The following is a 26,168-nucleotide window of genomic DNA, read 5'->3' as shown; positions in this document are numbered from 1 at the left end:
TCTCACCGGCTTAGTTTAGAAAAGAGGTGGAATCAATGAAAGAAGCTGTAAAAAAGCTGCCAATGGTAGCTTTGGCAATTGGTTTATTGGGTATCAGTGTTAACGTGTTTTTGGCACCCCATCATATCGCTGCAGGGGGAGTTAGTGGCATCGGTATATTAGTTGAACAAGCGTTAGGAATTGACAGAGCGGTGACGGTCTTACTTTTGAATGGCGTGATGTTGATTCTAACCTTTTTCTTTCTAGGAAGACTAATATTTATTAATACAGTAATTGGGAGTATTTTATTACCTATCTCATTAGCGATTATCCCCGAGGTAATGGTGGCGGAAGATCGGTTATTATCTGTAATTGTCGGAAGTGCTGTTTTTGCTGTTGGAGTAGCCATGCTGTACAAAATGGGAGCCTCAAGTGGTGGCACAACTATTCCTCCATTGATTTTAAAAAAATATACAGGACTTAGTACGTCTATAGGGTTGTTAACGACAGACGCGATTATTGTTGTGTTTAATATTATTATTTTTGGTTTTGAAGAATTTTTATATGCGATTGTGTCAATTGCGATTACGTCTATTGTTATGAGTTACATTGAAACAGGACTTAAGAGACGAAAAGCAGTGATGATTATGAGTGAAAACAGTATTGAGGAAATCAAGGAAAAACTTCTTGAAACAGTTAGCCGAGGAATTACGGTATTCTCAGTATCAGGAGGGTATACTGGGCGTGAAAAGAACATGTTAATGATTATTTTAAGTAATCAGGAATACCCTACCGTATTAAAGCTTGTTGATAGTATTGACAACAATTCCTTCGTAATCGCCTATAACGTAGCGGAAGTTCATGGGTTAGGGTTTACGTATCAACCTTTGGGGTAGTGGTTACCAGAAGGTAAATGAAAATGAAAAGTGAGGGAGATAATATGCTGAAAAATGAAAAAGTAAAAGCGTTTTTGCGCGGTAGTGTCTTTATGCTGATTGGTGTGCTGTTTATGATAAATCCTGTACAAAAAGGAGCTCTATTTTTACTGATTGCAGGAATTGGTCTTGTGGTTAGTGGGGCAATTGTCGTGATCGATGGGTTGTTTTTTGTCAGTGGTTGGGGACAAAAGATATTAAGGATGATTGAAGGTCTTCTAATTGGTGGATTTGGTTTAGTATTCTTTTTAAGGAACCCTGCCAGTGGTGCAGTACTCATTGTCTATACAGTTGTGTGGGGAATGATCTTAACAGCGGTTTTAAACATGATGATGGTTTTTAAAGCTGAGAGTGGCCTGAAGTGGTTAATCATTATAGTTAACGTGTTGATTGTATGGTTTGGTATTCAGTCACTACTTGACCCTCGTTTGGCGGTTGCTATTTTCTATTGGACGGTCGCGTTTCAACTGATATTTATGGGGGTTAGTCAACTTCTCTTAATTTTCCTGTTACCTAAAGAGGAGACATTTTTTAGTGATTCAAGTAAGTCAAAGAAAGGGTAGTGTGTATGACCGGTGTAGAAGTAGCAGCAATTATTGCAGCAGTTGCCTTTGTCATTTTGGTTGTGGTAACTGTTGTCAGTAGTGTGATCATTATTCCGAAAGTAACCAAAACAATCGAAAAGACCAATCAGGTGATTGATAAGACATCAGGAATTCTAGATGAAACGAATGTAACCATTCAAGCGATAACTAAAGATGTCAATGTTTTAACAATTCAAATCGAAGATTTATTAGTGAAAAGTAATGAATTGTTGGCAGATATAACTAAAAAAGTAGTAACGATTGACCCGCTATTTACAGCAGTTGCAGATTTAGGGAAAAGTGTGTCTGATTTAAATGCATATAGCCGTCGTGTTGCGAATAAAGTTGGAGTCAGTAGTAGTAATGCAACGAAGGAATCCGTTGGTGCGAAGTTAGGAAAGTTAGCATTTAGGTTCTTGAAAAAATAGAAAACATTGAGGAGAATTTAATTATGGGAAAAAAAACAGATGGTTTCTTTTTGGGTGTGATTATTGGCGGTACGGCTGCAGCGATGGCGGCTCTTTTAATGACTCCAAAATCCGGTGAAAAATTGCGTGAGTATTTGGCTGAACAGACAGATGATCTAAAAAATAGAATTTTTGATTATGGTGAGTATGTTCAAGAGAAAGGTTATGAGTATGCGGACTTGGTTAAAGATGAAGCTGTCAAAAGTGCTGAAGAAGCTTTGTCTTCGATAAGTTGTCAAACAGACGATCCATCTGATCAGTTTAAAAAGACAGGCAATGATCTCAATAATGAGATACCAGATTTATCTGTTTGATGCCTATGAATACATTTTAAGAGGAGACATCGGAATGAAATATAGGTGTACTTGCTTTTGTAAGGCAGTTTGTTTTGAAGTGACTCTAAAAAGTTTTGAATTAACAATTTGTCATTGTCAAATGTGCAGAAAATTGAACAGTTCTACTGGTTTTGCAAGTATCGAATGTGGATCTTCTGTTATATTTAATTCAATAGACAACTTAGTGATTCTGACTTCTTCGGCAGAAGGGGAACGAGGATTTTGTAATTTATGTGGAACTAGTCTATTTTTCAAATTCAAGAAAACAAATGAATATTTTGTTCCACCGGCTATTATTGAAAAGTTACCAGAATCTGAGGTTGTTTTTTCTGAAGAAATTTTTTATGACAATAAGCCCTGTTACTATTCTTATTCCAATAAAACAACAAAACGTCTAGAAAGTGAATTTATATAAATGATTGATACCACAATGTGGTATCTTTTTAGTGTTATTTTCCCCTATTGAAATATAATTCTAAAAAATTAAAAATATTACTATCTTTTTTGACACATTTTATTTGTCAAATTGAGCTAGGTAGTTCTCTCTCATTTACATAACTTAAAAATACTTTTAATAGTGTTTGATAATTTAAATATTCCCTTAGTATGCGATTTCTTTTAGAGGCGATAACCGAAACAAAAGTTTAGTTAACTTGATTGAAATCCATTGCTTTAGGTAGCCCGTCTTTACATAATAGCCCATTATAGGGCTCAATTAATCTACGTTGCGAATATGTTGTTCATATCAGAATAAAAGCGATAACTTTGCAAAGCACTGGACATAAATAAAATAATGATGAATGTGATGTCTGTGATGTCTGACTTGAGGTATGGTATCGGCTATGAGGAGTTGGGCCATTATTCTTAGACTGTAGACCTGAGAATATTTCCAAAGACACTATACCAAGAAGTCGTCGTTAAATCTATGACTAATATTTCTTGTTTAACAAACTATGTAATTGTAGTTGGAATATTGTGTACCCGCTTTTTGCAAAACGCAAAGGCAGTTAGAATGATTTGTAAATGTATTTAGAGGATGTGAGTATTGCTATCCAATAGCTCCACCTAATGCTATAAATAGCGCCACTGAGTGCTAAGCTGAGCTCCAGTTATTTAATGTGCATTAGTTTTCACTTGATAATGAGCGGAAATATAATAGCCTTAAGCTATCAGCAAGCTTTTCATAGCTTGCTCCGCTGATTATCTTTATATTTCCGGAGGCTCATTGTCAAGTGAAAACGAGAGCTAGAGACTATCTTGTTATTTATTATTTTAATAACTTCAAAATACCTCAAAAAAGAGGGTGGGGCTAATCTTAGCACAGGTGGAGCTATTCATTAGCAATACTCAGATGGGAGCGTTTGAAGTTCCAACATGTTTTATAGTATGACAGATCAATCGAGTTTCTATTTTTTACAAACAATCGACAATATACTTTTTTTCTAACCATTAAAATTTAATATAGTAAAATTAATGGTTAGAAAATGATATTTCATTATATGCACATATAGTATGAGGAAATCTTTTGGATGGGCAACACTTTCAAGTACAAAAAACATAAGGAGTTAAGGAGTGAAAAAACAGGATATACCAACGCGATTGACGAAGTGAACCATTGACAATGAGCGGAGATATGTTATTCGTTTGAAGTCGTCAAATTGGTTTCTAGCCTTTTGACGTTAAGACGATCCCACATATCTCCGGAGGCTCGTTGTCGATGGCATTCATTGCACAACAGGTAAACACACTCTTGATTCTTAATAAATCTGTAAAAAAGTGTTACCATTCCACTTTTAATAGGTTACTCTGTTAAGTATCTAAAAATTCGCTTGTGACTATCCCCCATATAAAAAACAGGGTTCAATTGAAAACTAGATAATTGCTGTTCATGTAATAAAGTATCTTCTACTAGCCATCTTTTAATAGTAGAAAAAATATGACTAACTGCTTCTGAATCTATTATTTGAGTTACTTCACACTCTAAGGTGAGACAACATTCTGTAATAATAGGTGCATCTATTAAATCGGATTTTTTATAATGAAATGAGTCTGGGAAATTAAATTTGTCTGCTCCACTATTGAATCCACCAATTTTTATTTGTTTCATTTGCTTTTCAGTAGGTATATTTAGAGTAAAGCAGCCGTTTTTCTTTATTTGCTTAACAGCATTACTATGTTTGGAAACACCTAAATTTAGTTCTGAACCTAAAGTATAAGATGAACTAGAGGTCGTATAATTATATCCCCACTTATCATCTTTATAACCTAAAATAAAAATTGGGAAACCAAAGTACAATTTTGATGTTGCTAATTCAATTTTTGTCATTTACTCATTCTCCTTTTTTGTTATTAAAAATAAGTATACAATGTAATTAACTCTATCGGTATCGATATATGGAATTCTAATTATGAAAGGTAATACGAAATGAATAATCTAGAAATAAAGAAATTTGCTCAAATGATTGCTGATGATTCAAAGGTATTAATGATAAATTTACTAATGGATGGTGGTTTCCATACAGTAAATGAGCTTGCTAAATCCGCACAGATTAAGCCGCATACAGCTAGTTACCATCTAAAGAGAATGCTTGATGAAAATTTTTTAACGATGGAAAAACATGGGAGATTTCATTATTTCAAATTAACAAATCAAGATTTTGCTCAGTTTTTTGAATCTATAGGCGCTATAACACCAACAAAACCTGCACGCTATTTAAGTCAACATTTAGAAATGGAAAAGATGATAATGGCTAGAACTTGTTACGATCATTTAGCCGGAAAATTGGGAGTGTGTATTACACAATACTTACTTGAAAAAAACTACCTGAACTATTCTGGTGAAGAAGTGCATGTAACAACTGAAGGCTCATATTTTTTTGAGAAACAAGGGATAGATCTATTGATGTTAAAAAAGCAGAAACGTCAGTTTTGTAGAATGTGTTTGGATTGGAGTGAGCGTAGACATCATATTGCAGGTAGTTTGGGACACGCTATATATGATCTTTTTATCACTAAGAAATGGATAATTAAATCTCCCAAAAGTAGAGCTGTTATTTTGACACAACAAGGATTATTTGAAATTAATAATGGATGGGGACTTGATTTAGAATAGAATGTATATTAGGGATATGGCGTTCATAAAAAAATATGGAACAAAACTTTAAAAGTAATGTAATAGCAAGTGGAATGGTAATAATTTTTATCAAAAAAAGTATTGCCATTCCAACTAGATAATTGCTGTTCATGTAATAAAGTATCTTCTGCCAGCCATCTTTTAATAGTAGAAAAAGTATGACTATTCTCAAATTTCAACAACTTCAAAATGTAGAATATAATTTTACTATCAGTATAATTTTTTGAATATTAGAAATTATCAATTATAAATTTACTCAACGCAACACAACTGTGTTGAGTTGCGTTCGGTCGAATCGACGTATCCTCTCGTACTATTAGCGTTTCTCTATTTTTGAGAGGCGTCTTTTTTTAGAGGTGAACGCGACTTAAACCCATTCTGTAGAGTGATAAGTGTTGTTCACGAGCTGTCAAAAATTATAATTAATGTTACGTTGTAACTTTCCACCCTACTAAAATTATGTTACAATGTAATATAAAGAGAGGTTGTGAAAATATGGCGACTATTACGGTTAGAGTATCTGACGAAGAAAAAGCAATAATCCAAAAATATGCTGAATTTTCTAAGGTTAATATTTCGGATATTGCAAGAGAGTCAATCCTAGAAAAAATTGATGAGGTTATGGATTTAGAGTCTATTCGAGAGTATGAAAAAAACAACAAATTGGAACAAACTTACAGTTTTGATGAGGTCGTAAAGGAATTAGGTTATGACAAAGAATTATTATAAAGTTAGTTTTTCAGGGAAAAGTTTAAAAGTGTTAAAAAAAATGGATAAGAATAATAGTTTTCTTCTACTGAACTGGATTGATAAAAATTTAAGGAATTGTGAAAATCCGAGAGAAATAGGTAAAGCTTTGTCTGGCGATAAAAAAGGCTACTGGCGTTATAGAGTCGGCAATTTCAGAATAATCGCTGATATTAAAGACGGAGAACTAGAAATTTTTATCATTAATTTTGGTCATAGAAGAGACATTTACAAAAAAAACTAGAACCGTGTGTTCTAGTTTTTTTGAGTATCACTTCACAAGATATAAAATTTCAGACATGAGGTGAACAATTCTCATGTCTCACCTATCCAGGATTCAAATTTTGATAATTGTGTAATCGAGTTAGCTTCGTAGTAACAATTCAAATAAGTGAGAGTGTCCAGAAAATCACCATATACTGGACACTCTTTTTTTATACAAAATTTGGCGTCACTTTTACTAATATATTACACAGTTTTTAATTGATGTTTAGCACCATTTATCATTAAGCCCACTTTTATTAGGATGGGCTTAATGAGGTTAATCAATAGTCCTCATAATTCAACAGTTTCGCGTGATATTTTTCTTTTGTCTAAAGCTCTATATAAAGTAGACTTTGGTATTTTGGTAATAGCACAAATTATTTTAATCGTCATTTCCTCTTCATCATAATCTGTTTCTCACTCTCATTTTGTTACTCTCTGTCTAACTACATTAGCTATTAATTAATTGAACCCTCTCAAATCTGTTTTAATAATAACAGATTTAAGAGGGGTTTTGGCTATGCCTTAAATATTGTTGCAAGGTTTAGAGGTTAGTTACAAGTTGTTATGACAAGATTTATGCTCATATATGAGTGCTCCTATCAGGTGGTGAGAGACTCTTTTTGAGTGCCACCAGTTTTACTAGGTATTCAAGGGTGACTTTAAAAACGGCTATAATAGGTAAAACAATAATCATACCGATTATACCAAAGGCTTGGCCGGTTACTAACATGATGATAATAACTAACGAAGCTGGCAGTTTCAATTCTTTACTCATCACGTAAGGCGAGACCACATATGATTCGCCTAACTGAACAATCAGGATGCCAATAATGATTACCATAGTAGCTGCCTCATTTGAAATTAGGGCAGATAGTATGGCAGGTAGGGCTCCAATCCAAGGGCCAAAATAAGGGATAATATCCATGATTCCTGCAATCACGGCAAATAGAAGGGAACCCTTTAAACCGGCTATAGAGAATGTTAGCCATGCACCTAAAAACACATAAAAGCATACGACGGACTTTCCTCCGATATAATCGGACAGAGCTTTTTCTGTCTCTCTAAAATAATCGTTAGCAAGCCCTTGATAGTGATTAGGAATGCCTTTAAGGACTTGTTTTTGGGTATGGGTGCGTTTCAACATGTAGATAACTAAAATGGGAACGATACTGACAATCAAAAATGACCCGGCAATAAAATCTAATACAAAAGTGGTACTACTTCGGATACCGACGAACAAAATATCGACTAAATCTTCAAACGAACGATTAATCAGTGAGAGGTAATGATTAATATCACGATTATCTAGTAGTTGGCTTCTGATGATTAAGTTATCCAATTCATTTAATAAGTCGGGTAAATTGTTTAGGAGTGCATCAACCTGTACAAGTAGAAGAGGCACAAACTCTTTAATGAGAAATAAGAGTATCGCTAGAAAAATAAGCATCGACACTATCAGACTCAGTGTGTCATTTTTCAATTTTTTACAAAAAAACAGATATACTGGTCTCAATAAATAGTAAATGAAGACAGAAATAATGACGGGAATCAGTAACGTATCAACTGTTATTGTAACAAGGTCTGATAGCCACTGTACATCTTTGAGAGTCGTCCATACCAGTAATAATCCACTACATAATACTAATAGGTAGAACAGCCTAGAGTTTTTTTAGTACCTCATTGATAGATCCTTGTATATTATATTTAGAGGTTTTATTCTTCCGAAATTAAAGGGAACCTCTATGAACCTATGTTATATAAATTGATATTAACTCAAGTAATTTGAGATAATATAGCTAATGGATTGAGAGGTTGGATCGTTTCATCCTTGAGTCGTTGAACTCGTTATCGAAAGACTGATCCCTCTCTTCTGGTAAGCTGATTGCGAATGAGTTAGATGTTGAAAGCCTCGTGCTTTACTCCGGATCTAGAACAAGGTAGTGACGCTGTCAGTTGAGTGGCAATCAATCCAAAATTTTTTCTAGAAGGTGACTGATATGTTTTATCTTGGAATCGATATTGGTAAACGGACCCACGTAGCTTCTATCATGGACAGTCAAGGTCAGGTCAAATTGAAAGGTTTTTCATTTCCTAACACGATCGAAGGAGGGGCTTCGCTTCTAAAACAAGTACAGGCTTTGTCTGACTCAGCCACTGATGTGACCATTGGGATGGAAGCAACAGGACATTATTGGTTAGCTCTGTTTTCTTTCCTATCAGAACATCACTTTTTAATTCACGTCATCAACCCGATTCAGACCGACGGTTGGCGCAAAGGCACGGAGATTCGCAAACGTAAGAACGACATCATTGATTCCGTTCTCATTGCCGATTTAATTCGCTTTGGGCAATTTGTTGAAACATCACTGTCTGATGAAAAGCTCTTTTCACTGAAGCAACTGACACGTTATCGAACCTACTTAGTAGGGACAGCTAGCGATTTTAAACGAAAAATCATCGCGGTACTTGACCAAATCTTTCCTGAATATGATACTGTTTTTAGTAAAGTAGGGATCTTCGGTAAAGCATCTAAAGAAGTCTTACTTGAATTCAGTACCCCAGATGAGCTTCAAGCTGTTTCAGCTGAGACGTTAGCCAATCTGTTAGCGGATGCCAGTCGACATCGTTTAGGTATTAAGAAAGCAGAACAATTAAAAGAAGCAGCGACTCACTCCTTTGGTGTTACCTTTGCCCAAGAAGCCTTTACGTTTCAATTGCGTTCAATGATTGAGCAACTCAAATTTCTTGAAAAACAGATCGCAGAGGTCGAACAAGAGATTAAAGACATTATGACGAGTCTTCATTCAGTCATTGAAACCATTCCAGGAATTGGCCCCATCAATGGGGCGACCATCTTAGGTGAGATTGGAGATATTCATAAATTTTCCAATCCAAAAAAATTAGTCGCTTACGCCGGCATTGATGCTTCTGTGAGCCAGTCAGGTCAATTTGAAGCTACTCATAATGTCATGAGTAAACGCGGCTCTCCATATTTGCGTAAAGCATTATTCTCGGCAGCACTCGTTGCTTCCCAACATGATCCTGTTCTTAAAGCTTTTTACAACAAGAAACGAGCAGAAGGGAAACATCATTTAACGGCCATTGGAGCTGTTTCAAGGAAGCTGTGTTACCTCATTCATGCGATACTCACAAAGAACGAACCTTACGAAATCCGACTGTAAATTCTTTTAAAAAAATGAGTGATGCGAGGTCTATTTAGTTTGCACTTTTTTCTCTGAACAACGTTATTGAATATTTTTACTATTTGTTGTTTTTCTGCTTGACATTATATAGTTAGTCTTTCTTATTGGTAATCTTTAGTGGGGAAAAAGAAAATACCGATTACCATATTTAATGACCCTTGCATAAGAATCTAAAAATAGCCAGATCAAAACGATTATTTGACCTGACTATTCGTAAATAATGTGACAATAGAGAAGCTTTGGTGACTTTCAGTTAACTTGATCTAAAGGTTTGTCAAAATGATGGATTATAAGTCATCATTAATACCTTGTTTTCAAAACAATTGATCCATGTGACTTGAGGGCTTCTTTATCTGCAAAAACAACTTCTCCACCATACCTCATAACCTGATAGATGATTTCATTAACAATATCTTCCACATAATCTTCGTGCTGCCGGTCCACCTCATTAATTAGAACTTGACCATCGGTGATAATAGCTTCTTCATAATAATTAGCTTCAACAATTAACTCCTGACCCCGTCCTTTGATGGCAGCCATATAAATCGCGATAATATCTTGTTCCAGACGCCCCTTGCTAGCGAACTGATCCAACGTATCTATCAATAACTCTTTCTGTTTGAAGATATGATCGTCAATAAGTTGGGCACTCATTTTTCCGATGTCATAAAGGCTTTCTCCTTTATCAATCGTGAAATTCCCATTCAGTTCGCCAATGATTAATTCATTGTTGTTGGCTATTGATCGATAAATAGCTGCATTTTCAGCAACACCAGCTAAGATTACCGGATGAGGTGATTGATTCAGAAATGCTTGTAAATGAGAATCAATGGATTTATAAAATTCTTTTTGATAATTAGTTCTAACGGAACCCATAGAATTAAGTAATCGGTCTCTCGTCCAATACCCGCTATTTGTCACCGGGAATAATCCATCGTTCATTTCTCCAATTAAGGTTCCATTTTGATATTCAAGTAAACGTGATTCAGTGTCATTTAGCGTTAACACATAGTAGTGGTGGTAATCATTAGATTGCCTTAATAATTTCTTTGTTGTGAATCGATCACTGATGTGATAGCTACTTTCAACGATAAAAGGGACGACCACCTGTTCGTTGAATGTACTTGAAACAAAAAAGATGCTAGACTCCGACTTAACAGAAGGCAAAAACTCATTCTCTATAGCATCCAGGTTTTCAAAAAGAGCCGGATAGTCATTTTCTCTGTAGAGTTCTCTCAATTCTTTCCTAATATCAGTTAGTAGATTTTTTAAGACAATAGCATATTTCTTATTGTTGCTTTCATCATTGGGCATTCCCAGAAAAATGGTAATGGACGGATCACACCTGAGTGAACTGATAACATGGTAATTCATAAGCTATCTCTCCTTTTCGTATCACACATTTAAAATAACAGAAATCGTCTTAAAAGGGAAGTATTATCAATTACAATTGAACATAATTTTTTGTTTGAATTATTCGTTCCCTGAGTTAGCTACAATTGATCCTACTATAACACTAGATAAATAAGGGATTTCTCTAATTGAATTGGTAAAATGACATGATTGATAGTTATTGCGCGTTCTATTGGAAACGCTATCTATAACAAGCGTTTCTTAAGTTGATTCTAACGAAGTTTTCGTGGACGAAAAAGGAGTGATATGTAAAAAACTTTTCTTTTGACTAGCAATCTGTTATTTTAATATCAAGGAATGGCAATTTGAGAAATTTCACAAGGGAAAATAACGGAAGAGTAATACCTCTTGTTAGAAAGCGTTTTATTTTCATTCCGATTTATATTAAGAAAAGGAGAGTGAAAGTTATGCAACCGGTAGTAGCATTTGGGATTGTTATGCTTGTTTGGACGATAGGGGAATTAGTTTCTAAAAAGACGAATGCCTTAATATCAATGATGCTTGTCGCATCTATTATTTTTTTAGTCGGTTTTGCGACTGACTTATTCCCACATGATTTGATCGCAAATTCAGGATTACTTGGTCTTGGGAATGCAGTTGTCGGTGTTATTATTGTCCATTTAGGAACGATGATGAGTATAGCTGACCTAAAGGCCCAATGGCGGACTTTTTTAATTGGTGTGGTGACAGTTGTAATTATGACGATCGTCCTATTGTTAGTGGGTATGCAACTATTTGATACGAACGTCGCAGTGGCAGGTACTGCATCAATTACAGGTGGGACACTATCAATTTTAATGGTCCAGGATGTTGCCTCAAGAATACTTGCAGATGGTGGGGATTCCGGGATATTAAGTGGTTACCTTTTAGCGGTATTTCCATTATTGGTGTTGAACATGAAGAATTTGGTTGGTTTTTTAGTAACAGCTAATATTTTAAAGAAAGAAGCTAAACGAGTTCAAACAGAGTACCGAAAAGGAAATTTAAGTTTTTATGAAAAAGAAGTAGAGGAGAACACAAAAGAGGATCGAGTTAGCATTTTGCCTGATTTTCTACAAACAGCTTACGCGACCTTGTTTTTACTTGCAATGACAGTATTTGTTGCAATGAAATTAAGTGAATTAACGCAAGGCAATCTGAATACATTTGTTATTGCTTTACTTTTAGGTATTGCACTGAGACATTTTAAGATTTTGAAGCCAAATGCCCTTTCAACTACGGACACGTTTGGATTACTCATGATCTCTATTATGGTCATTGCGTTTGGCCCACTAGCTGATATTGTGCCTTCCGATTTACTGATATTGATTTGGCCAATTACGTTTTATTTGATTGCAGGGGTATTAGCCATTTTTGTGAGTTCATATTTCATTGGAAAAAGTGTTGGATACTCTGGTCCATTGTCTCTAGCTGTAGGTATGACAACCTTTTTCGGATTTCCAGGTACCATGGTGTTAACGAAAGAAGCAGCGGAAGCAGTGGGAGAATCACCGGAAGAAATTGCAGTCATTGAACAAAATATTTTACCGATAATGGTCACGGCGGGATTCTCTACTGTTACCATTACATCAGTTATTACAGGAGGAATTATCGTTGGATTGATGGTAGGATAATCGTTCCAATCAGTTAAGGTAAAGCACTACGATGCTTTGGTCAAGCAGTTACCATGACTATTTTACCATCACTTAAAAATTTCTGGAGGTTATTTATATGAGTAAAGAAAGATTAGTCAATACATTTATTGAATTAGTGAAAATTGATTCAGAATCGAGATACGAAGGCCCCTTTCAACAGTTTCTTATAGACAAGTTTAAAGGGTTAGGTTTAGAGGTCATTGAGGATGAGACAATGGCTCAGACAGGACTAGGTGCTAATAATATTTTATGTCGGTTACGAGGGAATGTTCCAGCGATCCCACTCTTCTTCTCTTGTCATGTTGACACAGTCGCACCAGGAAATGGCATCAAACCAGTCATTAGGGACGGAAAAGTTTATTCAGATGGGACAACGATCCTGGCTGCAGATGATAAAGCCGGCATAGCTATTATAATTGAATTAATTGAACGATTAAAAGAGAAACAACTGCCTCATGGGGTTTTAGAGTTCATTTTATCACCAGGAGAAGAAATTGGCTTAGTAGGAGCGAGCGCGTTCGATGTTGGTCACATGAAAGCTGATATTGGATTTGTTTTGGATAATGGTGGTCCTGTTGGTAGCATTACAGTGGCGAGTCCAACACTTATGGGGATAGAAGCGACAATAATAGGGAAAACAGCTCATGCAGGACTAGAACCTGAAAAAGGGGTATCTGCAATAGAAATTGCGGCTCAAGCCATTTCAACCATGTCACTAGGTCGGCTAAACGAGGAAATGACTGCTAACATTGGGACCATTAATGGTGGGACGGCAACAAATATTGTGGCTGACCATGTCACTCTCACAGCTGAAGCGCGAGCTATCTCACATAGTGACTGTGAACAACAAGTTGCACACATGGTGGAACAATTCGAACAAGCGGCAAGAAAATTTGGCGGCGAAGTTTCGACAACAACGGATATAAAATCATTTGGTTATCGATTGACTGAGGACAGTCAGACGGTGAAGATTGCAACTGAAGCTCTTTTGGCAATTGGTTGTTCAGCGATTCACGCGGTGAGTGGTGGAGGAAGTGACGCAAACGTCTTTAATGCAAAAGGGAAAGAAACAGCCAACTTATCGATTGGTTACGAAAACATTCACACCGTATCGGAGTATATCCCGATACATGAATTAGAGCAGGCTGTGGAAATGACTTGTCAAATAGTTGCCACCGTTATTGATTAATCACCTAGTATTCAACCAGAAAAGAGGAATAATGGATGAAAGACATTGTAAGAAAATTACCGTTGATAGTACTCGCGATTAGCTTACTTGGAATCAGTATTAACTTATTTTTGGCTCCTCACCATATTGCTGCAGGTGGTGCTAGCGGTATAGGGATTCTGGTTGAACAAGTAACGGGTGTTGATCGAGCGCTCACGGTACTGATATTAAATGGATTTATGTTAGTCCTTACCTTTTTCTTTTTAGGCAAACAAATATTTGTTAATACAATCATTGGAAGTATTCTATTTCCAATAGCGTTAGCGATTACCCCAGAGTTTATGGCGACAGAAGACCGCTTGCTATCTGTAATAATTGGGAGTAGCATTTTTGCAGCTGGGGTAGCCACCTTATATAAAATTGGGGCTTCGAGTGGTGGCACCACTATTCCACCACTCATCTTAAAAAAGTATGTTGGTTTAAGTACTTCGATCGGTTTATTAGCAACTGACGCTGTCATAGTTCTGTTTAGTATCTATGTATTTGGTTTTGAGGAGTTCTTGTATGCTATCTTATCAATCGCGATTACGTCTATTGTAATGACGTATATTGAAACGGGGCTAAAGCGTCGAAAAGCTGTTATGATAATGAGCGATTCTCACACAGAAGAAATCAAAAATGCTCTACTTGAAAAAGTGAGTCGAGGAATTACGGTATTTTCAGTATCAGGCGGATATACTGGGAGAGAGAAAGATATGTTGTTGATTATTTTGAGTAATCATGAGTATCCTACTGTCATCAATAGTATCAACCAAGTGGACAAGAATGCATTTGTAATAGCTTATAATGTTTCCGAAGTCCATGGGTTAGGTTTTACATACCATCCCCTGGAGTGATCGAGTTGAAAATAGTCATGAGCGAGACTTGTTTCAGACCAATTAAATAAAGGAGAAGGCATAATGAAAAGAGAACGAATTAAGTTTTTTGTACAGGGGATTATTCTATTAATTCTTGGCATATTGTTTATGATTAATCCGATACAACAAGGTCAACTATTTCTTCAAATAATTGGGGTTAGTTGGATCGTCATAGGAGTGCTGATCGCTGTCGATGGATTGTTCAGAACATCAGGATTGGGTTATAAGCTTCTTCGTATTCTGGAAGGAGGGTTAGTCGGTGGTGTCGGCTTGGTCTTCTTTCTCCGAAATCCCGCAAGTGGTGCGGTTATCGTCATCTACTCAATTGTGTGGTTGATGATTGTCATGGCCGTTTTAAACACTGTCGCTATTTTTAAAGCTGAAAGTAAGCTAAAGTGGCTGCCAATCTTATTGAATGGACTTGTTATCTGGTTTGGGATTCAGTCGTTGTTTGACCCTCTACTTGCTGTTGCGATATTTTATTGGACAGTGGCATTTCAATTGATATTTATGGGGATGAATCATATGATTCTGTCCTTCATATTACCGAAAGAAGATCCAATCGAAACTCTGACGGAGCAGTGATCACTAATTTATCTCAGGTGATGATGTGGTCAAGGGAAGACAAGATCGTTGGAACACGAGGAAGGCTCCTTCGCACGTTAAGTGGTAGTCACTAAAACAGATAAAAGTTATCGTCATAAGTACTAGCAGCTGTTCAGTATTTTTTAGTAAAGGATATCCAACTATTCTTTTGAATAGTGTTAATCAAAATGAAAAAATGGAGGAGGTAACATGAGTAACGATGTGATTATTATGAAGTTTGAACTAGGAAGCCAAGCGTTTCAAGCCTTTTCGGAGATTAAGAGGCTGCATACTGAAGGGCAAATTAAGGGGGAACAAATACAGTGTTAGAGCATTTACCCAATCATCAACTACGGCTAAAGGAATTCATCGATTTTTTACTGGAGGCTTGGTTGGTCGCTCAAAAGATGTGAAAGAAATGAAGAAGGCACTGTCAATTTTTGAAGAGACCTTATCTAATATTCCAGAAGGGGAAACAGGATTAATATTAATTGCAGAAGAGGAAGCGGCTCAGACGGAAAAAGAAGTCGAAACACACGCTAAAAAAAGTTAGTTCAACAAGTAAGTCGGTCATTAATTCGAAACAATTTGTATGTAACTTTTCAGTATGAAAAAAAGTTGTCAGGGGGAATGGAAAGGAGGCGTGTTTGTGTGAGAAGAATCATCCAATATATGCAAGAGAATTTAGTGGTGAGATCAATCGTCTATGTGGTTCTTGGGATTTTAATTGTTGAAAACCCAATATTCATCTTAAAAGGGCTAAAGTACGTATTGGCCATTTATTCAATTTTGATAGGCGTTACTTACTTACTTTCAGCTGAGAAAGGACGTCAAAATGAGCAACCGTACCGTTTTTCATTCTTTATTGGGATAGTTTATCTGGTGATAGCGGCAATAATGTTAATGTTATCTGAAACCATTATGAGTTTCCTACCGGCAGTGTTAGGGATATTGATTCTTTTAAGCGGCCTAATACAAGTAAAAGATGGACTTGACTTAATGCACATTCAAAAAAAGTGGGGAATAGGTTTTATCGTCTATAGCAGCATCCTTATTTTACTAGGGACAGTATTAATTATTAATCCGTTTTCGAGTGTTCGTGTGGTGTTTAGAATGTTTGGTCTAATCCTCATTGGAATGGGGGTGGCTGGAATAATTAATACATATGCGCTCAGTATGGCGACGGTCACAATAGACGTTCCTACGAATAACTCAAAGTGATTTTCTTAGGTAACACTGCACTACTGTGAGTATAATCTGTTTCAAAATAAGACAATATTAAGGTGGTTAATCATATGTTAACAAGGTATAAGAATATTTTAGTGGCCATAGATGGATCAAAAAATTCTTACTTAGCTTTTGAACAGGCACTTGAAATTGCATTAGAACAACAAGAGGTTGCCCTTTACATCTTAGAAGTAGTGGATAACCAGTCACAATTTATAGGGCCATCAACAATACTTAGTGATCAGCATTCATATTCATTAGACTCAATCCAACTGTTCCAGACTGTAGTAAAGAGCGAGGTAGTGCGCGTTGAGGAATCAGTCAATAAATTAGCTGAAGAGGCTAGACGTAGAGGCATATCAACGGTAGTTTCGATTGTGACAACTGGGAATCATAAAGTAGAAATAGCTGAAAATATTCCGAAGGAAAAATCAATAAATTTGATTGTGATGGGTGCCACTGGTCGTGGAAAAATAAAAAGTGCTATTTTGGGTACCACCGCAGGGTATGTTATTCAACATGCAACATGTAATGTTTTAGTTGTTAAAGAATAGTGAGTAGGTATTTTAGCAGTCTCTATTTGGTAATAATTGAGATTATTTTAATAAAAGAAATGAGGTGAACTCGGTGAGTATTCTTAGATCAGCTGTAAAATACAAAGCAGCAAAAAAGGTGACGGACAAAGCAATTGGTGGCGGTGTTGTTTCTACAGTAGCAGCTACAAAAATTGTAAAGAAGAGCAACGAACGCAGTAGAAAAAGACGGTCAGATAAAAAATAGGTGATTTCAACTGAGTGTTGAAAATCATGAACTATACGTGGAAAAAAAGATGCCTTTTCTTGGGTTCGTCCAAGAAAAGGCATCTTTTTGATAAGAAGTGAAGGAAAGGAGGTGGTATAAATTTATAGATACACCCAAACTGCGTTCTTCTTAATAATGATCGTTCAGTCATTTAAGAGAGTGACTATGGGAGGGAAACTTTATATCGAATATCCTGGCATATCTTCCATAAAAAAATTAATTGGTAAAATGATTCATTCAATAAAAACCTTGAGCTTGCCTCGCATTGTTTCATGATAAGTTATTTTAGTTGTTCTTTGATGTACTGGCGCTGTGAAGCTGTTTCTCTATGTCGCGCTGCAAAAATTTACCGTGTTGACCTAAAAATAATTCTCTTGCTAAGTCATTAATTAACTCTTCTTGATTCAGCATTCGCGTGACTAACCTCATAAGTATCCATCAAAATCATATTTCAATAAAAAAAATGATTTTTAATCTCTTCAAGCTCATTAAGAGCCTGAACAACTTTATTTTTACGTGCATAGGGGCCTAATCGTGTTAGAAAAACTTTTCAGTTGTTATGCCTGTTTGGACGCATATTCATTGCTAGAGTAACTATGTCAACCACGCTGAGTAGGAGACATATGATAATGTCCGTTCGAATGATTTTTGTCGACGTTATCCTACAGGAGGGTATCAGAAGTTTCTATTTTTTTTATTTCTTGGGTTCAATAATCATAATTCGTACATAAATCTATGGAATAACGCGTATGTTTGTGATATATTTAATCAGTTACATGATTAAATATATCAACCATCTGAATGTGTTTAATCTGATTTTTGTGAACGATAGAACAAACTCTTTCGGAGAAGTTAGGTTCATAAACAATGTGAGAATTATGGTTACTGTTAATGAAATAGTAAATTTAGAATAGTTTTACACGCAAGTATATGAAAAAAATGAATACTAAATCTTATTAGATTAAGAGATAATAAGAAAAAAAATGACCAATTAAAAAACCCCACCATAAATCTAATGATGATTGGTGGGATTTTTGTTGGTTCTTCTTTGTATAATATGTGTTATGTAAACTCTACGCACTTTTCTAAAGGGATTATAGCATGATACATTTTATTTAGTCTACTTATTTGACTCGAGTAATATTTTATTTAACGACAGCTAAATTCAAAACAAGTAAATCTCTCATATATACCAAGGGGTTGATAGATTTTTATTTGTTATTTTATTTAGCCATTTTATAAATTTTAGTTTACATAACACATATTATACAAAGTAGTACAAATTTAATGAATTAGGAGGTCTGTTATGTCAGTTTACGGATATATCAGGGAAACGTTTACTTCAGATGTTAATAGGTGCCTTTCTTTACTAAAAAGTGTTCCTTGTGACAATATTTTTGTCGAAAGAGAAATTAGTACTGAAGATTCAAAAATCGAAAAAATGATATCAGTATTATCCCCAGGTGATACTATGGTGGTAACGTCGTTATCTTCATTTGGATTTAATATGAATCAAATGAATGTTATTCTAAATCAACTTGAAAGTAAAAACATTAGATTGCTCGTGTTGAAAGAAAAAATAGACACATTAGAAGTTCCACAATTTTTTATGATCTATCAATTGGTAGTCAAATCTAATCAAGAGCAAAGGAGAGCTAAGCAATTAATTGCTATTGAAAAACAACGAGCCTCCGGGAAAACTATAGGACGTCCAAGACTTTCAGAAGAGGTTGTTCTCAAAATATTTGATCTGCATAACCAAAAATATTCATTTAGAGAAATTTCAGCGATTTGTGGTGTTTCACTTGGAAGTGTGCATAAATATATTAGGTCTTACCCTATTACTGAATCCTAAATGATGATCAATTTTTGGCACTTAATAGCTAAATTAGTTAATTGGTAATTTCTTTTCATGGTCATGCTGCTAGAGTTTAATAATCTGTGTAACACTCTCCACCAAAATAATTGAAAGAGCAGCCATTTTTGAGTTCTTGTTCAATATTACTGCTAATAATGCGTATTGATCTTTAGTGAAAGAGTTGCCATTGCTGCTATTAAGAGATACTTATAAAGGGATGGGGTTCGGAAATGTTAGTTTAAAAAACGAAGTAAAAAAATGTGTAATTGTTGTTAAAAAAATCAATATGATTTTGATTATCGAAGTTAAAATCATTTGATATATAGCATACTTGCTAAAGTAAGTTGCAAGAGTTTATAGAATGGAAGGAGAAAGTGAAAGTGAATATTAGAGATAGAACGTGTGTAGCGAAGGTAGGAGCACTATTTTTAGGAATAGTTATGCTGATTTTTTGGGGCCAACCAGTTTTGGCTTCTGCTCCAGAGATTCCCGTTGCTACAAATGTAGTGCAAGTAAGTACATGGGGGGAATTTGAAACAGCTCTGGGGGATTCAGCCGTAGATCAGATTGATGTTATGGCTGATTTAACTGCGAATAGAACGTACACAGCAGCAGGTAGAACAGTCACAATTAATGGGGGGACCGGAGCTAACAAGAGAACGATTAATATGGGGGCTTATTCGATTAATTTGGCTGCCCCAGATGGGTCAAACATGCTGTCTATTTACAACATCGCATTTGTTGGAAGCTCAGCAACAGCACCAGTCATTACTCACGCTGCTGCGACTGGTTTGAATTGGATTTTGAATATTAAAAAAACCACTATTAACACAGCAGGTAATGTGAAAAGACTGGCAACTCTAAATTATGGGACAATTTATTTTTCAGAGGGGGTCGATTTTTATAGTGGGTCTGTTGTTAATCCGATGATTCAAGCCAAAAATGTTTACATAGAAGATGATTTCAAATATGTAGCAGGTACTGGGCCCACATATTTGGCTGCAAATTTCAATACTAATAACCAGCCAAACGGAGTGTTTGATATCAGTAATAGCACGGTAAATGTAACAACTGCTGGAGATTTTTTTGGGAACTCCGCTACGGCGACGGTAGGGACTAGAATGAAAGTTTCAGATTCAACTCTTAATATGATATATGCTAGATCACTATATTTAGGGACTAGTTCTACTAACGTTGAATTTGAAAATACGGTAACTTCTGTGGGGAATGTTACAGGTCATCTGATTTCAACTAATACTGCTGGAGCTGGAATAACCGGGAACTTTACAAATAGTCCATTCACAGGCACGACTAGTGGAAGTATTATTAGGTCTGGAGCGGCAACAAGTCCAGTTGAGGCAATTTTTAAAGGAAGTCCGATAACTATCACTAATCTTGGAGGAGTTGCGCAAGCTGCGAATGTAGCAACAACTACTACTGCGAATTTTGAACAGTCAAATATTATAACTGATGTACTTAATGGACCTATAGTGTCTGGGGGGGAAGTAGATTCTAAATGGGACGAGTCGGATATTGAGATAAAGAATAATTTAACGCAACCAGTTTTTTCTGTTTTAGGTACAGGAACTCCGATATCTAAAATAACTTTTAACGGAACCAAGTTTTATGCTCGTCAAAGTACAGCAACGAATATTTCATTATTTTCTCTTGGTCGTTCGACAAATGTAACAGTAGATAATGGTTCTTTTGATATCGATATAGCGGGTAGGGCATTTGACTATGGAGCTGGTTCATTTGGAAGTGAATTGAGATTAATCAATGGGACAAACTTTACAATGAAAAATAGAGTGTCAACAATGTTTAGTTCTCTGGCTACTAATACATTAGCAGGTGTCGGATTTTTATTGGAAATTGATGGTGAAAATACGATAGTCAATTTGCTTAGTGCATCAACTCAACTAAGCAATGGTAATGATAATGGTGGGGTTATTAAAATTACATCTCCGAATGCGCGTGTGAAAGTGAGCAATAAAGCTGAATTATACATTAAGACAACACAAGCCAAATCTCCGTCTCAACTGGACATAGGTAGTCGAAGTGGTGAATTAGATATTTCTGGAGAAAGTAAAGTTGTACTGAGTAAGACTGATGGAACAGATGCAGCAGGTTACAATTTGAACATGGGTGGTAGTCAGGCTGATGCAAATGAAGGGACTAAAGTGAATATACGTGGGGGATCAATATTGAAGGCAGATTCAGCCGGTATTAGCCCAACAATAAATATTCAAGGTGGGCCATCTAATTTTAATATCAGTGAAGCCTCCAATCTATCTGTTCATAACAAAGCTAGTGTTACTGGAGTATTCGGCCAAAATGCGGCTTATAGCATAAGCAGTTCAGTTGGTGCAGGGGACGTTACTCACGTCTTTGATGTTGTAGATGAAAATAGTAGCATTAATATTGCAGCTGATAATGGACAAGCATTTGTGGGAAGCAATGTCAGAAATACACTCAAAATGATGGCTGGAGACGATACTTATCTTGTGATACGAGGAAAACCATATGAAACTAATGCACTGATAACATCTTATCGGACGCAATTATCGTTTGGAAAAATGAAATACTTTGATTTGTGGAATACCAATAATCTTAGATCAGATTTTGGAAGATTATTTATGTCTTATCAGGCTGCATCTTTTGATACGTTAGAAAACCATATGTCTATGTGGGTAAAACCAGTATTAAGTGTGAATCCTAAGGCTAGCTTTGCAAATGTGTCTGTATCTGCAAGCGGACAGAACTTACAGACTATTAATTCTCCTACTACCCCAAGTTTAGCTACATTTTTAGCAGCTAATCCAATTGCAAGTATAGGTAGAATTAATGGAAATAATCAGCGAGCTCAAATTAATGATATACGTATCCCAACAAATGCAGATAAGCATATCTGGTTACATGCCTCTGTTCCTGAAGGTATTTCAGAAGGAAATAGGGATGCCTTTACAGATGAAGTTACTGTAAGGGTAGCTGTGAGACATGCTGATGGAAGTCTTGATTTTGAAGCTGTTGGGAAATCGATTGGTGATAATACTTCGGTTTATGGTGAAGATAAAAAAGGAATGGTGAAAATTGATATCCCTGAAGGTAAATTCATTCAATCGGGGCAAAAAGTTCAAGTGCTAAGTGCCTGGCGTGGGGCTGAAACAGCTGATAGCCCTGATTCTATTGTAAGTCTTCCGACAGATATTGCAACGGAAGTAACTGCCATAGATGTTACCCCACCTAATAAAGCCATGACGATAATTGATCTTGACAATTCAACAAAACAATTGTCAGGTGAAAGTGATGAAAATGGTGCTAAAGTCTTTGTAAAAGTCAATAATGAGTGGTTAAAGGATGAATCAGATACACTAATTTCTACAATTGTTGTAAATAATCAATGGACAATTAATCTGCCAGACTACCTGACAAAGGCTGATGTTGTTGATACTTATTTGAAAGATACAACTGAGATAACGAGTACAACGGGATTTGACTTACCTACGACCTATACCGATGTTCCAGATGGAACGTTTGGAAATCTTAATGTTAATCCTACAGGATACAATAGTTTTGAAGGATATCATGATGCAATTAACAATACTGTAACTGGTGGAAATGACGATCGATTTGCCCCAGCTGAAAGAAAAGTAACAGCAGATGTCTTGCCAGATGCTCCAACCTTAGTAAAAACAGTAACGTCAAGTGGTGGTTCTGTTACGGGGGTGGGCGATGTTCTGACGTATAAACTAGTAGCTGGAAATAGTAAAGAAGGCGTCAAGGATTGGCGAAATGTGGAATTAAGCGATATCTTAGCGCAAGATAAGGTTGCGTTTAATCCTAATGAACATGGTATCAGTATTAATGGTGTAGCAGCTACGGCCAACGATTTCACTTTTGACGTTAATACAGGAAGATTGGTTATTAAAGGTGGTGATATTGCGGCAAATGAAACAGTAACTGTCACGTTTAAAGTAACAGTTTTGCAAGGTGCGTTTAATAATGAAATAAAGAATCGAGCAACTGCAACTGGTTACTCCCCACAAGAAACGCCATTTGTAGCAGGGCCAGTTAATCCAAATGCAAATCATGTTGAAATTTCTGTAGAGTCAAATGAAGTGGGGGTTCCAGGTAATAATGTTATAGGAAGTTTAACGCTTGTTTCAGCGCCAGAAACAATAGATTTTGGCACAATTATCTATACGGCTACTACTAAACGAGTAGAAGATCCAACATTTGATCAAGGGTTAGTTGTATCAGATACACGAGAAGAGAATATTACTGGTTGGAATGTAACAGCCTCGTTATCTACACCAATGACTAATGATGATGGTAGAGAATTGGTAAACGCTCTTAGGTATGTGAATAACGGACAAGAACGAATTTTGAATAGTTCTTCACAGGTAGTCTATTTGAATGGGGGGGGAGCCGGAGGTTCATTTGATATTAGTAGTAATTGGGGGACTGATCCAGGATCCGATGGTCTGAAGTTGCAAGTTAATTCAAATGATAAGGTCTATACAGGTGCTTATGAAGGAGAAATTACGTGGCAACTTATGGCAGGACAGCCTTAAATTAGGAGGAGAGAGATAAATGAAAGTATACAAAAAAATCATGATATTGATCTGTTTCTTAACAGGCTGTTTGATGATAGTTGCAGTAGGTGGAATTACGCATGGTGCTGAAGGGATAGGAGGGCAGGTCTCGACAGGAGGTAATATTACGTTTTATGAGGAATCTACTGAGCCAACAGACTCAAGTACATCTTCATCAGGGACACAACCAAGTCAGACGCCCCCATCAGGAGATCCTAAGAAAATTGTCAAAATTCCTAGTCTGGGAGTCCTCTTGAACCAGTACGGGATATACGGCATGATGATACTATTTCTAATCGGCGTGTTCTATGTTTCAAGAAGGCGCAGAAAGGATAAAGGTAATCAATGATGAAAATACATCAACTTACTATGATAGGGATTTTAGCAGGTGGCGTTTTACTGCTAAGCCCTGAAGTTTCAGCAGAACCGGATCGTTTTGGTCAGGGTGGATCAGTAACCGTGGTTGGAAGTGACGTTACTAAACCAGTAGATCCAGAAAATCCAGAAGAAGTGGTTGATCCGGGAGAAGGTCCTTCGACAGAAGGGAAGTTGCGAATTGACTTTGTTTCTACTCTTAATTTTGGTCAAGCAAGAATTGATAAAGATAATCGGAAATTTAATGCACAGGCTCAACAGTTTACTGGAGAGACAGGGCCTAGAGGGAGTTATATTCAAATTACAGATCAACGAGCAGGATCAAACGGCTGGGCGATTCAAGTTAAACAAGATTTTCAATTTAGAAATGCAAGTATAGAAAAATTGGCAGATCAAGAACTAAGAGGAGCGGTTTTATCATTAGACGGAGCATGGGCGAATAGTAGTGGCTCAAGTGAAGCTCCAACGGTTACTCGTGATACTGTTGAATTAACTGCTATTGGAACAACCTATGAGTTAGCCAGAGCCAATAATGGCGCAGGAAGTGGTGTTTGGACAGTTGCATTTGGGGCATCTAGCACAAATTCTAACCAACAAGCGACGACATTGTCACCCATTCTTGATAAGGCTGGTTTACCAGTGATAGATACACTTACGGGGAAACCTAGCTATGAAAATTCAGCCATTTCTTTATTCGTACCACAAAGCACTAAAATACATCCAGTTGATTACCGAACCGAATTGACATGGATTGTGTCATCAGCACCTTAATCCAGTGATAAGTTGATAACAGAGTAATCAATTAATCAAATAGATACCACAATATAGGAGGAGTTACACATGAAATTAAGAACATTATCAGCAGCAGCATTATTAGCGACATTAGCATTAGGGACATTAGCACCAACAGCGGCTTCAGCGGCGACAGATTTGAAATCAAATGGATCTGTTAAGATTATTGAAGGAGGAGCAGGCGGTCCTGACACAGAAACAACGGATCCGGAAGAACCAGGCACAAAATTGCCACCAACAGATCCAGGATCTCCAGATGAAAATACAAACCCAGCAACAGGCTCACTAATTATCGAAAAAACTACCAATTTGGAGTTTGGAGAAGTCGGAACGTCAGCAGATGATATTAAAGAAAAATATGCAACACCAATGAGTTTTGAAGGTGGCACAAAGAAACGTGGAGCATACGTTCAATGGGCAGACGTTCGTTCAGGAGCTAGTTTTGGCTATACAGTTAATGCACAATTAACAAAACAATTTACAAGTGGTGGTAATGTTTTAGGTGGCTCAACGATTAGTTTTTCTAATGGATTGGCTGTAGCAGATGGAGCGAATACCAATTTAATCCCATCGAATGTGGCGACAGGATTCACATTATCGGAAGCACCAACAGATAAGAAAACAGTTGTGACAGCGTCTCAAGCGGCAGAAGAAGGGAAAGGCCGTTTCATTATGTCATTCGGCCAAAGTGACGATTCAACAATAGGGACTCCAGGAACAGAAGATGAATCAGTTGAACTGAAGATTCCAGCTGGAACAGCATCGAATATGGTCGAAGGCGTATACGATGCAGAGATTACATGGACTATTGAAGCAGCACCTTAATCCAGTGATAAGTTGATAACAGAGTAATCAATTAATCAAATAGATACCACAATATAGGAGGAGTTACACATGAAATTAAGAACATTATCAGCAGCAGCATTATTAGCGACATTAGCATTAGGGACATTAGCACCAACAGCGGCTTCAGCGGCGACAGATTTGAAATCAAATGGATCTGTTAAGATTATTGAAGGAGGAGCAGGCGGTCCTGACACAGAAACAACGGATCCGGAAGAACCAGGCACAAAATTGCCACCAACAGATCCAGGATCTCCAGATGAAAATACAAACCCAGCAACAGGCTCACTAATTATCGAAAAAACTACCA

At 36.5% G+C, this 26,168-nt stretch carries 26 protein-coding genes and 2 pseudogenes; 23 read left to right on the top strand and 5 right to left on the bottom strand.

What is annotated here, in order from left to right; all coding sequences use genetic code 11:
* Positions 1–26: 26 nt before the first annotated feature.
* From I6N95_RS25040 to I6N95_RS25020, 5 genes are read left to right on the top strand one after another with little or no spacing between them, the layout of a single operon-like run.
* Positions 27–875 (top strand): YitT family protein, encoded by an 849-nt coding sequence (locus I6N95_RS25040; RefSeq protein ID WP_430727559.1) that lies wholly within the window; start codon positions 27–29, stop codon positions 873–875.
* A 23-nt stretch (positions 876–898) separates the two neighbouring features.
* The gene (locus I6N95_RS25035; protein ID WP_245249868.1) at positions 899–1,477 is read left to right on the top strand and encodes an HdeD family acid-resistance protein; all 579 of its coding nucleotides are present in this window, start codon (positions 899–901) and stop codon (positions 1,475–1,477) included.
* Positions 1,478–1,482: 5 nt separating this feature from the next.
* Positions 1,483–1,926, top strand: coding sequence for a DUF948 domain-containing protein (locus I6N95_RS25030; protein ID WP_209532628.1), 444 nt, complete (start codon positions 1,483–1,485; stop codon positions 1,924–1,926).
* 23 nt (positions 1,927–1,949) lie between these two features.
* Positions 1,950–2,279: a YtxH domain-containing protein gene (locus I6N95_RS25025; protein ID WP_209532626.1), complete on the top strand. Its 330-nt coding sequence runs from the start codon at positions 1,950–1,952 to the stop codon at positions 2,277–2,279.
* 34 nt (positions 2,280–2,313) lie between these two features.
* A complete protein-coding gene (locus tag I6N95_RS25020) occupies positions 2,314–2,715 on the top strand; it encodes a GFA family protein (protein WP_209532624.1) in 402 nt (133 codons plus the stop codon).
* Between the two features lie 106 nt (positions 2,716–2,821).
* Here the strand turns inward: I6N95_RS25020 and I6N95_RS27290 are convergent.
* Positions 2,822–3,037 (bottom strand): annotated as a pseudogene (locus tag I6N95_RS27290) (IS30 family transposase); the annotation flags it as partial.
* A 1,064-nt stretch (positions 3,038–4,101) separates the two neighbouring features.
* Positions 4,102–4,626: a flavin reductase family protein gene (locus I6N95_RS25015; RefSeq protein WP_209532622.1), complete on the bottom strand. Its 525-nt coding sequence runs from the start codon at positions 4,624–4,626 to the stop codon at positions 4,102–4,104.
* Positions 4,627–4,725: 99 nt separating this feature from the next.
* Between I6N95_RS25015 and I6N95_RS25010 the strand changes: the two genes are divergently transcribed.
* The 3 genes from I6N95_RS25010 (at position 4,726) to I6N95_RS25000 (ending at position 6,424) form a co-directional block, all read left to right on the top strand.
* Positions 4,726–5,412, top strand: coding sequence for an ArsR/SmtB family transcription factor (locus tag I6N95_RS25010; protein WP_209532620.1), 687 nt, complete (start codon positions 4,726–4,728; stop codon positions 5,410–5,412).
* A gap of 516 nt (positions 5,413–5,928) precedes the next feature.
* Positions 5,929–6,162, top strand: coding sequence for a type II toxin-antitoxin system RelB family antitoxin (gene relB, locus I6N95_RS25005; protein ID WP_209532618.1), 234 nt, complete (start codon positions 5,929–5,931; stop codon positions 6,160–6,162).
* Positions 6,143–6,424 (top strand): type II toxin-antitoxin system RelE family toxin, encoded by a 282-nt coding sequence (locus I6N95_RS25000; RefSeq protein ID WP_209532616.1) that lies wholly within the window; start codon positions 6,143–6,145, stop codon positions 6,422–6,424. The genes relB and I6N95_RS25000 overlap by 20 nt, the downstream gene beginning before the upstream one ends.
* A 603-nt stretch (positions 6,425–7,027) precedes the next feature.
* Here I6N95_RS25000 and I6N95_RS24995 read toward each other — a convergent pair.
* Positions 7,028–8,017: an AI-2E family transporter gene (locus I6N95_RS24995; protein ID WP_488225873.1), complete on the bottom strand. Its 990-nt coding sequence runs from the start codon at positions 8,015–8,017 to the stop codon at positions 7,028–7,030.
* 427 nt (positions 8,018–8,444) lie between these two features.
* Between I6N95_RS24995 and I6N95_RS24990 the strand changes: the two genes are divergently transcribed.
* Positions 8,445–9,629, top strand: a complete 1,185-nt coding sequence (locus I6N95_RS24990; protein ID WP_209532615.1) for an IS110 family RNA-guided transposase — start codon at positions 8,445–8,447, stop codon at positions 9,627–9,629.
* A 321-nt stretch (positions 9,630–9,950) separates the two neighbouring features.
* On the opposite strand, the gene I6N95_RS24985 is transcribed toward I6N95_RS24990, so the two are convergent.
* On the bottom strand, positions 9,951–11,024 hold the full coding sequence (locus I6N95_RS24985; protein ID WP_209532613.1) for a baeRF3 domain-containing protein: 1,074 nt from the start codon (positions 11,022–11,024) through the stop codon (positions 9,951–9,953).
* Positions 11,025–11,470: 446 nt separating this feature from the next.
* Here I6N95_RS24985 and I6N95_RS24980 point away from each other — a divergent pair, with 446 nt between their 5' ends.
* The 8 genes from I6N95_RS24980 (at position 11,471) to I6N95_RS24945 (ending at position 17,374) form a co-directional block, all read left to right on the top strand.
* Complete coding sequence (locus tag I6N95_RS24980) at positions 11,471–12,676, top strand: hypothetical protein (protein WP_209532611.1); 1,206 nt, start codon at positions 11,471–11,473, stop codon at positions 12,674–12,676.
* Between the two features lie 97 nt (positions 12,677–12,773).
* A complete protein-coding gene (locus I6N95_RS24975; RefSeq protein ID WP_209532609.1) occupies positions 12,774–13,886 on the top strand; it encodes a M20/M25/M40 family metallo-hydrolase in 1,113 nt (370 codons plus the stop codon).
* A 35-nt stretch (positions 13,887–13,921) separates the two neighbouring features.
* Positions 13,922–14,761 (top strand): YitT family protein, encoded by an 840-nt coding sequence (locus tag I6N95_RS24970; protein WP_209532607.1) that lies wholly within the window; start codon positions 13,922–13,924, stop codon positions 14,759–14,761.
* Positions 14,762–14,824: 63 nt separating this feature from the next.
* Entirely contained in the window at positions 14,825–15,367 is a 543-nt protein-coding gene (locus I6N95_RS24965; RefSeq protein ID WP_209532606.1) for a DUF308 domain-containing protein, read from the top strand.
* A gap of 418 nt (positions 15,368–15,785) precedes the next feature.
* The gene (locus tag I6N95_RS27595) at positions 15,786–15,920 is read left to right on the top strand and encodes a hypothetical protein (protein WP_283809024.1); all 135 of its coding nucleotides are present in this window, start codon (positions 15,786–15,788) and stop codon (positions 15,918–15,920) included.
* Positions 15,921–16,018: 98 nt separating this feature from the next.
* Positions 16,019–16,588 carry a DUF308 domain-containing protein gene (locus tag I6N95_RS24955; protein ID WP_209532604.1) on the top strand — a complete coding sequence of 190 codons (570 nt, stop codon included), beginning with the start codon at positions 16,019–16,021 and terminating at the stop codon, positions 16,586–16,588.
* A gap of 74 nt (positions 16,589–16,662) precedes the next feature.
* On the top strand, positions 16,663–17,148 hold the full coding sequence (locus I6N95_RS24950; RefSeq protein WP_209532602.1) for a universal stress protein: 486 nt from the start codon (positions 16,663–16,665) through the stop codon (positions 17,146–17,148).
* A gap of 73 nt (positions 17,149–17,221) precedes the next feature.
* The gene (locus I6N95_RS24945) at positions 17,222–17,374 is read left to right on the top strand and encodes a hypothetical protein (RefSeq protein WP_209532600.1); all 153 of its coding nucleotides are present in this window, start codon (positions 17,222–17,224) and stop codon (positions 17,372–17,374) included.
* Positions 17,375–17,680: 306 nt separating this feature from the next.
* Here I6N95_RS24945 and I6N95_RS24940 read toward each other — a convergent pair whose 3' ends face one another.
* The gene (locus tag I6N95_RS24940) at positions 17,681–17,824 is read right to left on the bottom strand and encodes a hypothetical protein (protein WP_209532598.1); all 144 of its coding nucleotides are present in this window, start codon (positions 17,822–17,824) and stop codon (positions 17,681–17,683) included.
* Between the two features lie 877 nt (positions 17,825–18,701).
* Between I6N95_RS24940 and I6N95_RS24935 the strand changes: the two genes are divergently transcribed.
* From I6N95_RS24935 to I6N95_RS24910, 6 genes and pseudogenes are all read left to right on the top strand, one after another.
* The gene (locus tag I6N95_RS24935; RefSeq protein ID WP_209532596.1) at positions 18,702–19,250 is read left to right on the top strand and encodes a recombinase family protein; all 549 of its coding nucleotides are present in this window, start codon (positions 18,702–18,704) and stop codon (positions 19,248–19,250) included.
* 383 nt (positions 19,251–19,633) lie between these two features.
* A complete protein-coding gene (locus tag I6N95_RS27785; protein WP_209532594.1) occupies positions 19,634–23,827 on the top strand; it encodes a WxL domain-containing protein in 4,194 nt (1,397 codons plus the stop codon).
* A 19-nt stretch (positions 23,828–23,846) separates the two neighbouring features.
* Complete coding sequence (locus tag I6N95_RS24925) at positions 23,847–24,197, top strand: EF2685/EF0750 family sortase-dependent surface protein (protein ID WP_209532592.1); 351 nt, start codon at positions 23,847–23,849, stop codon at positions 24,195–24,197.
* Positions 24,194–24,994, top strand: a complete 801-nt coding sequence (locus I6N95_RS24920) for a WxL domain-containing protein (protein ID WP_245249866.1) — start codon at positions 24,194–24,196, stop codon at positions 24,992–24,994. Before I6N95_RS24925 ends, I6N95_RS24920 begins: the two co-directional genes overlap by 4 nt.
* A gap of 69 nt (positions 24,995–25,063) precedes the next feature.
* Positions 25,064–25,840: a WxL domain-containing protein gene (locus I6N95_RS24915; protein ID WP_209532590.1), complete on the top strand. Its 777-nt coding sequence runs from the start codon at positions 25,064–25,066 to the stop codon at positions 25,838–25,840.
* 69 nt (positions 25,841–25,909) lie between these two features.
* Positions 25,910–26,168, top strand: a pseudogene (locus I6N95_RS24910) (WxL domain-containing protein); the annotation flags it as partial.

It is taken from the genome of Vagococcus allomyrinae (assembly GCF_017829975.1).
GTDB lineage: Bacteria > Bacillota > Bacilli > Lactobacillales > Vagococcaceae > Vagococcus_D > Vagococcus_D allomyrinae.
This window is presented reverse-complemented; position numbering and strand designations above follow the sequence as displayed.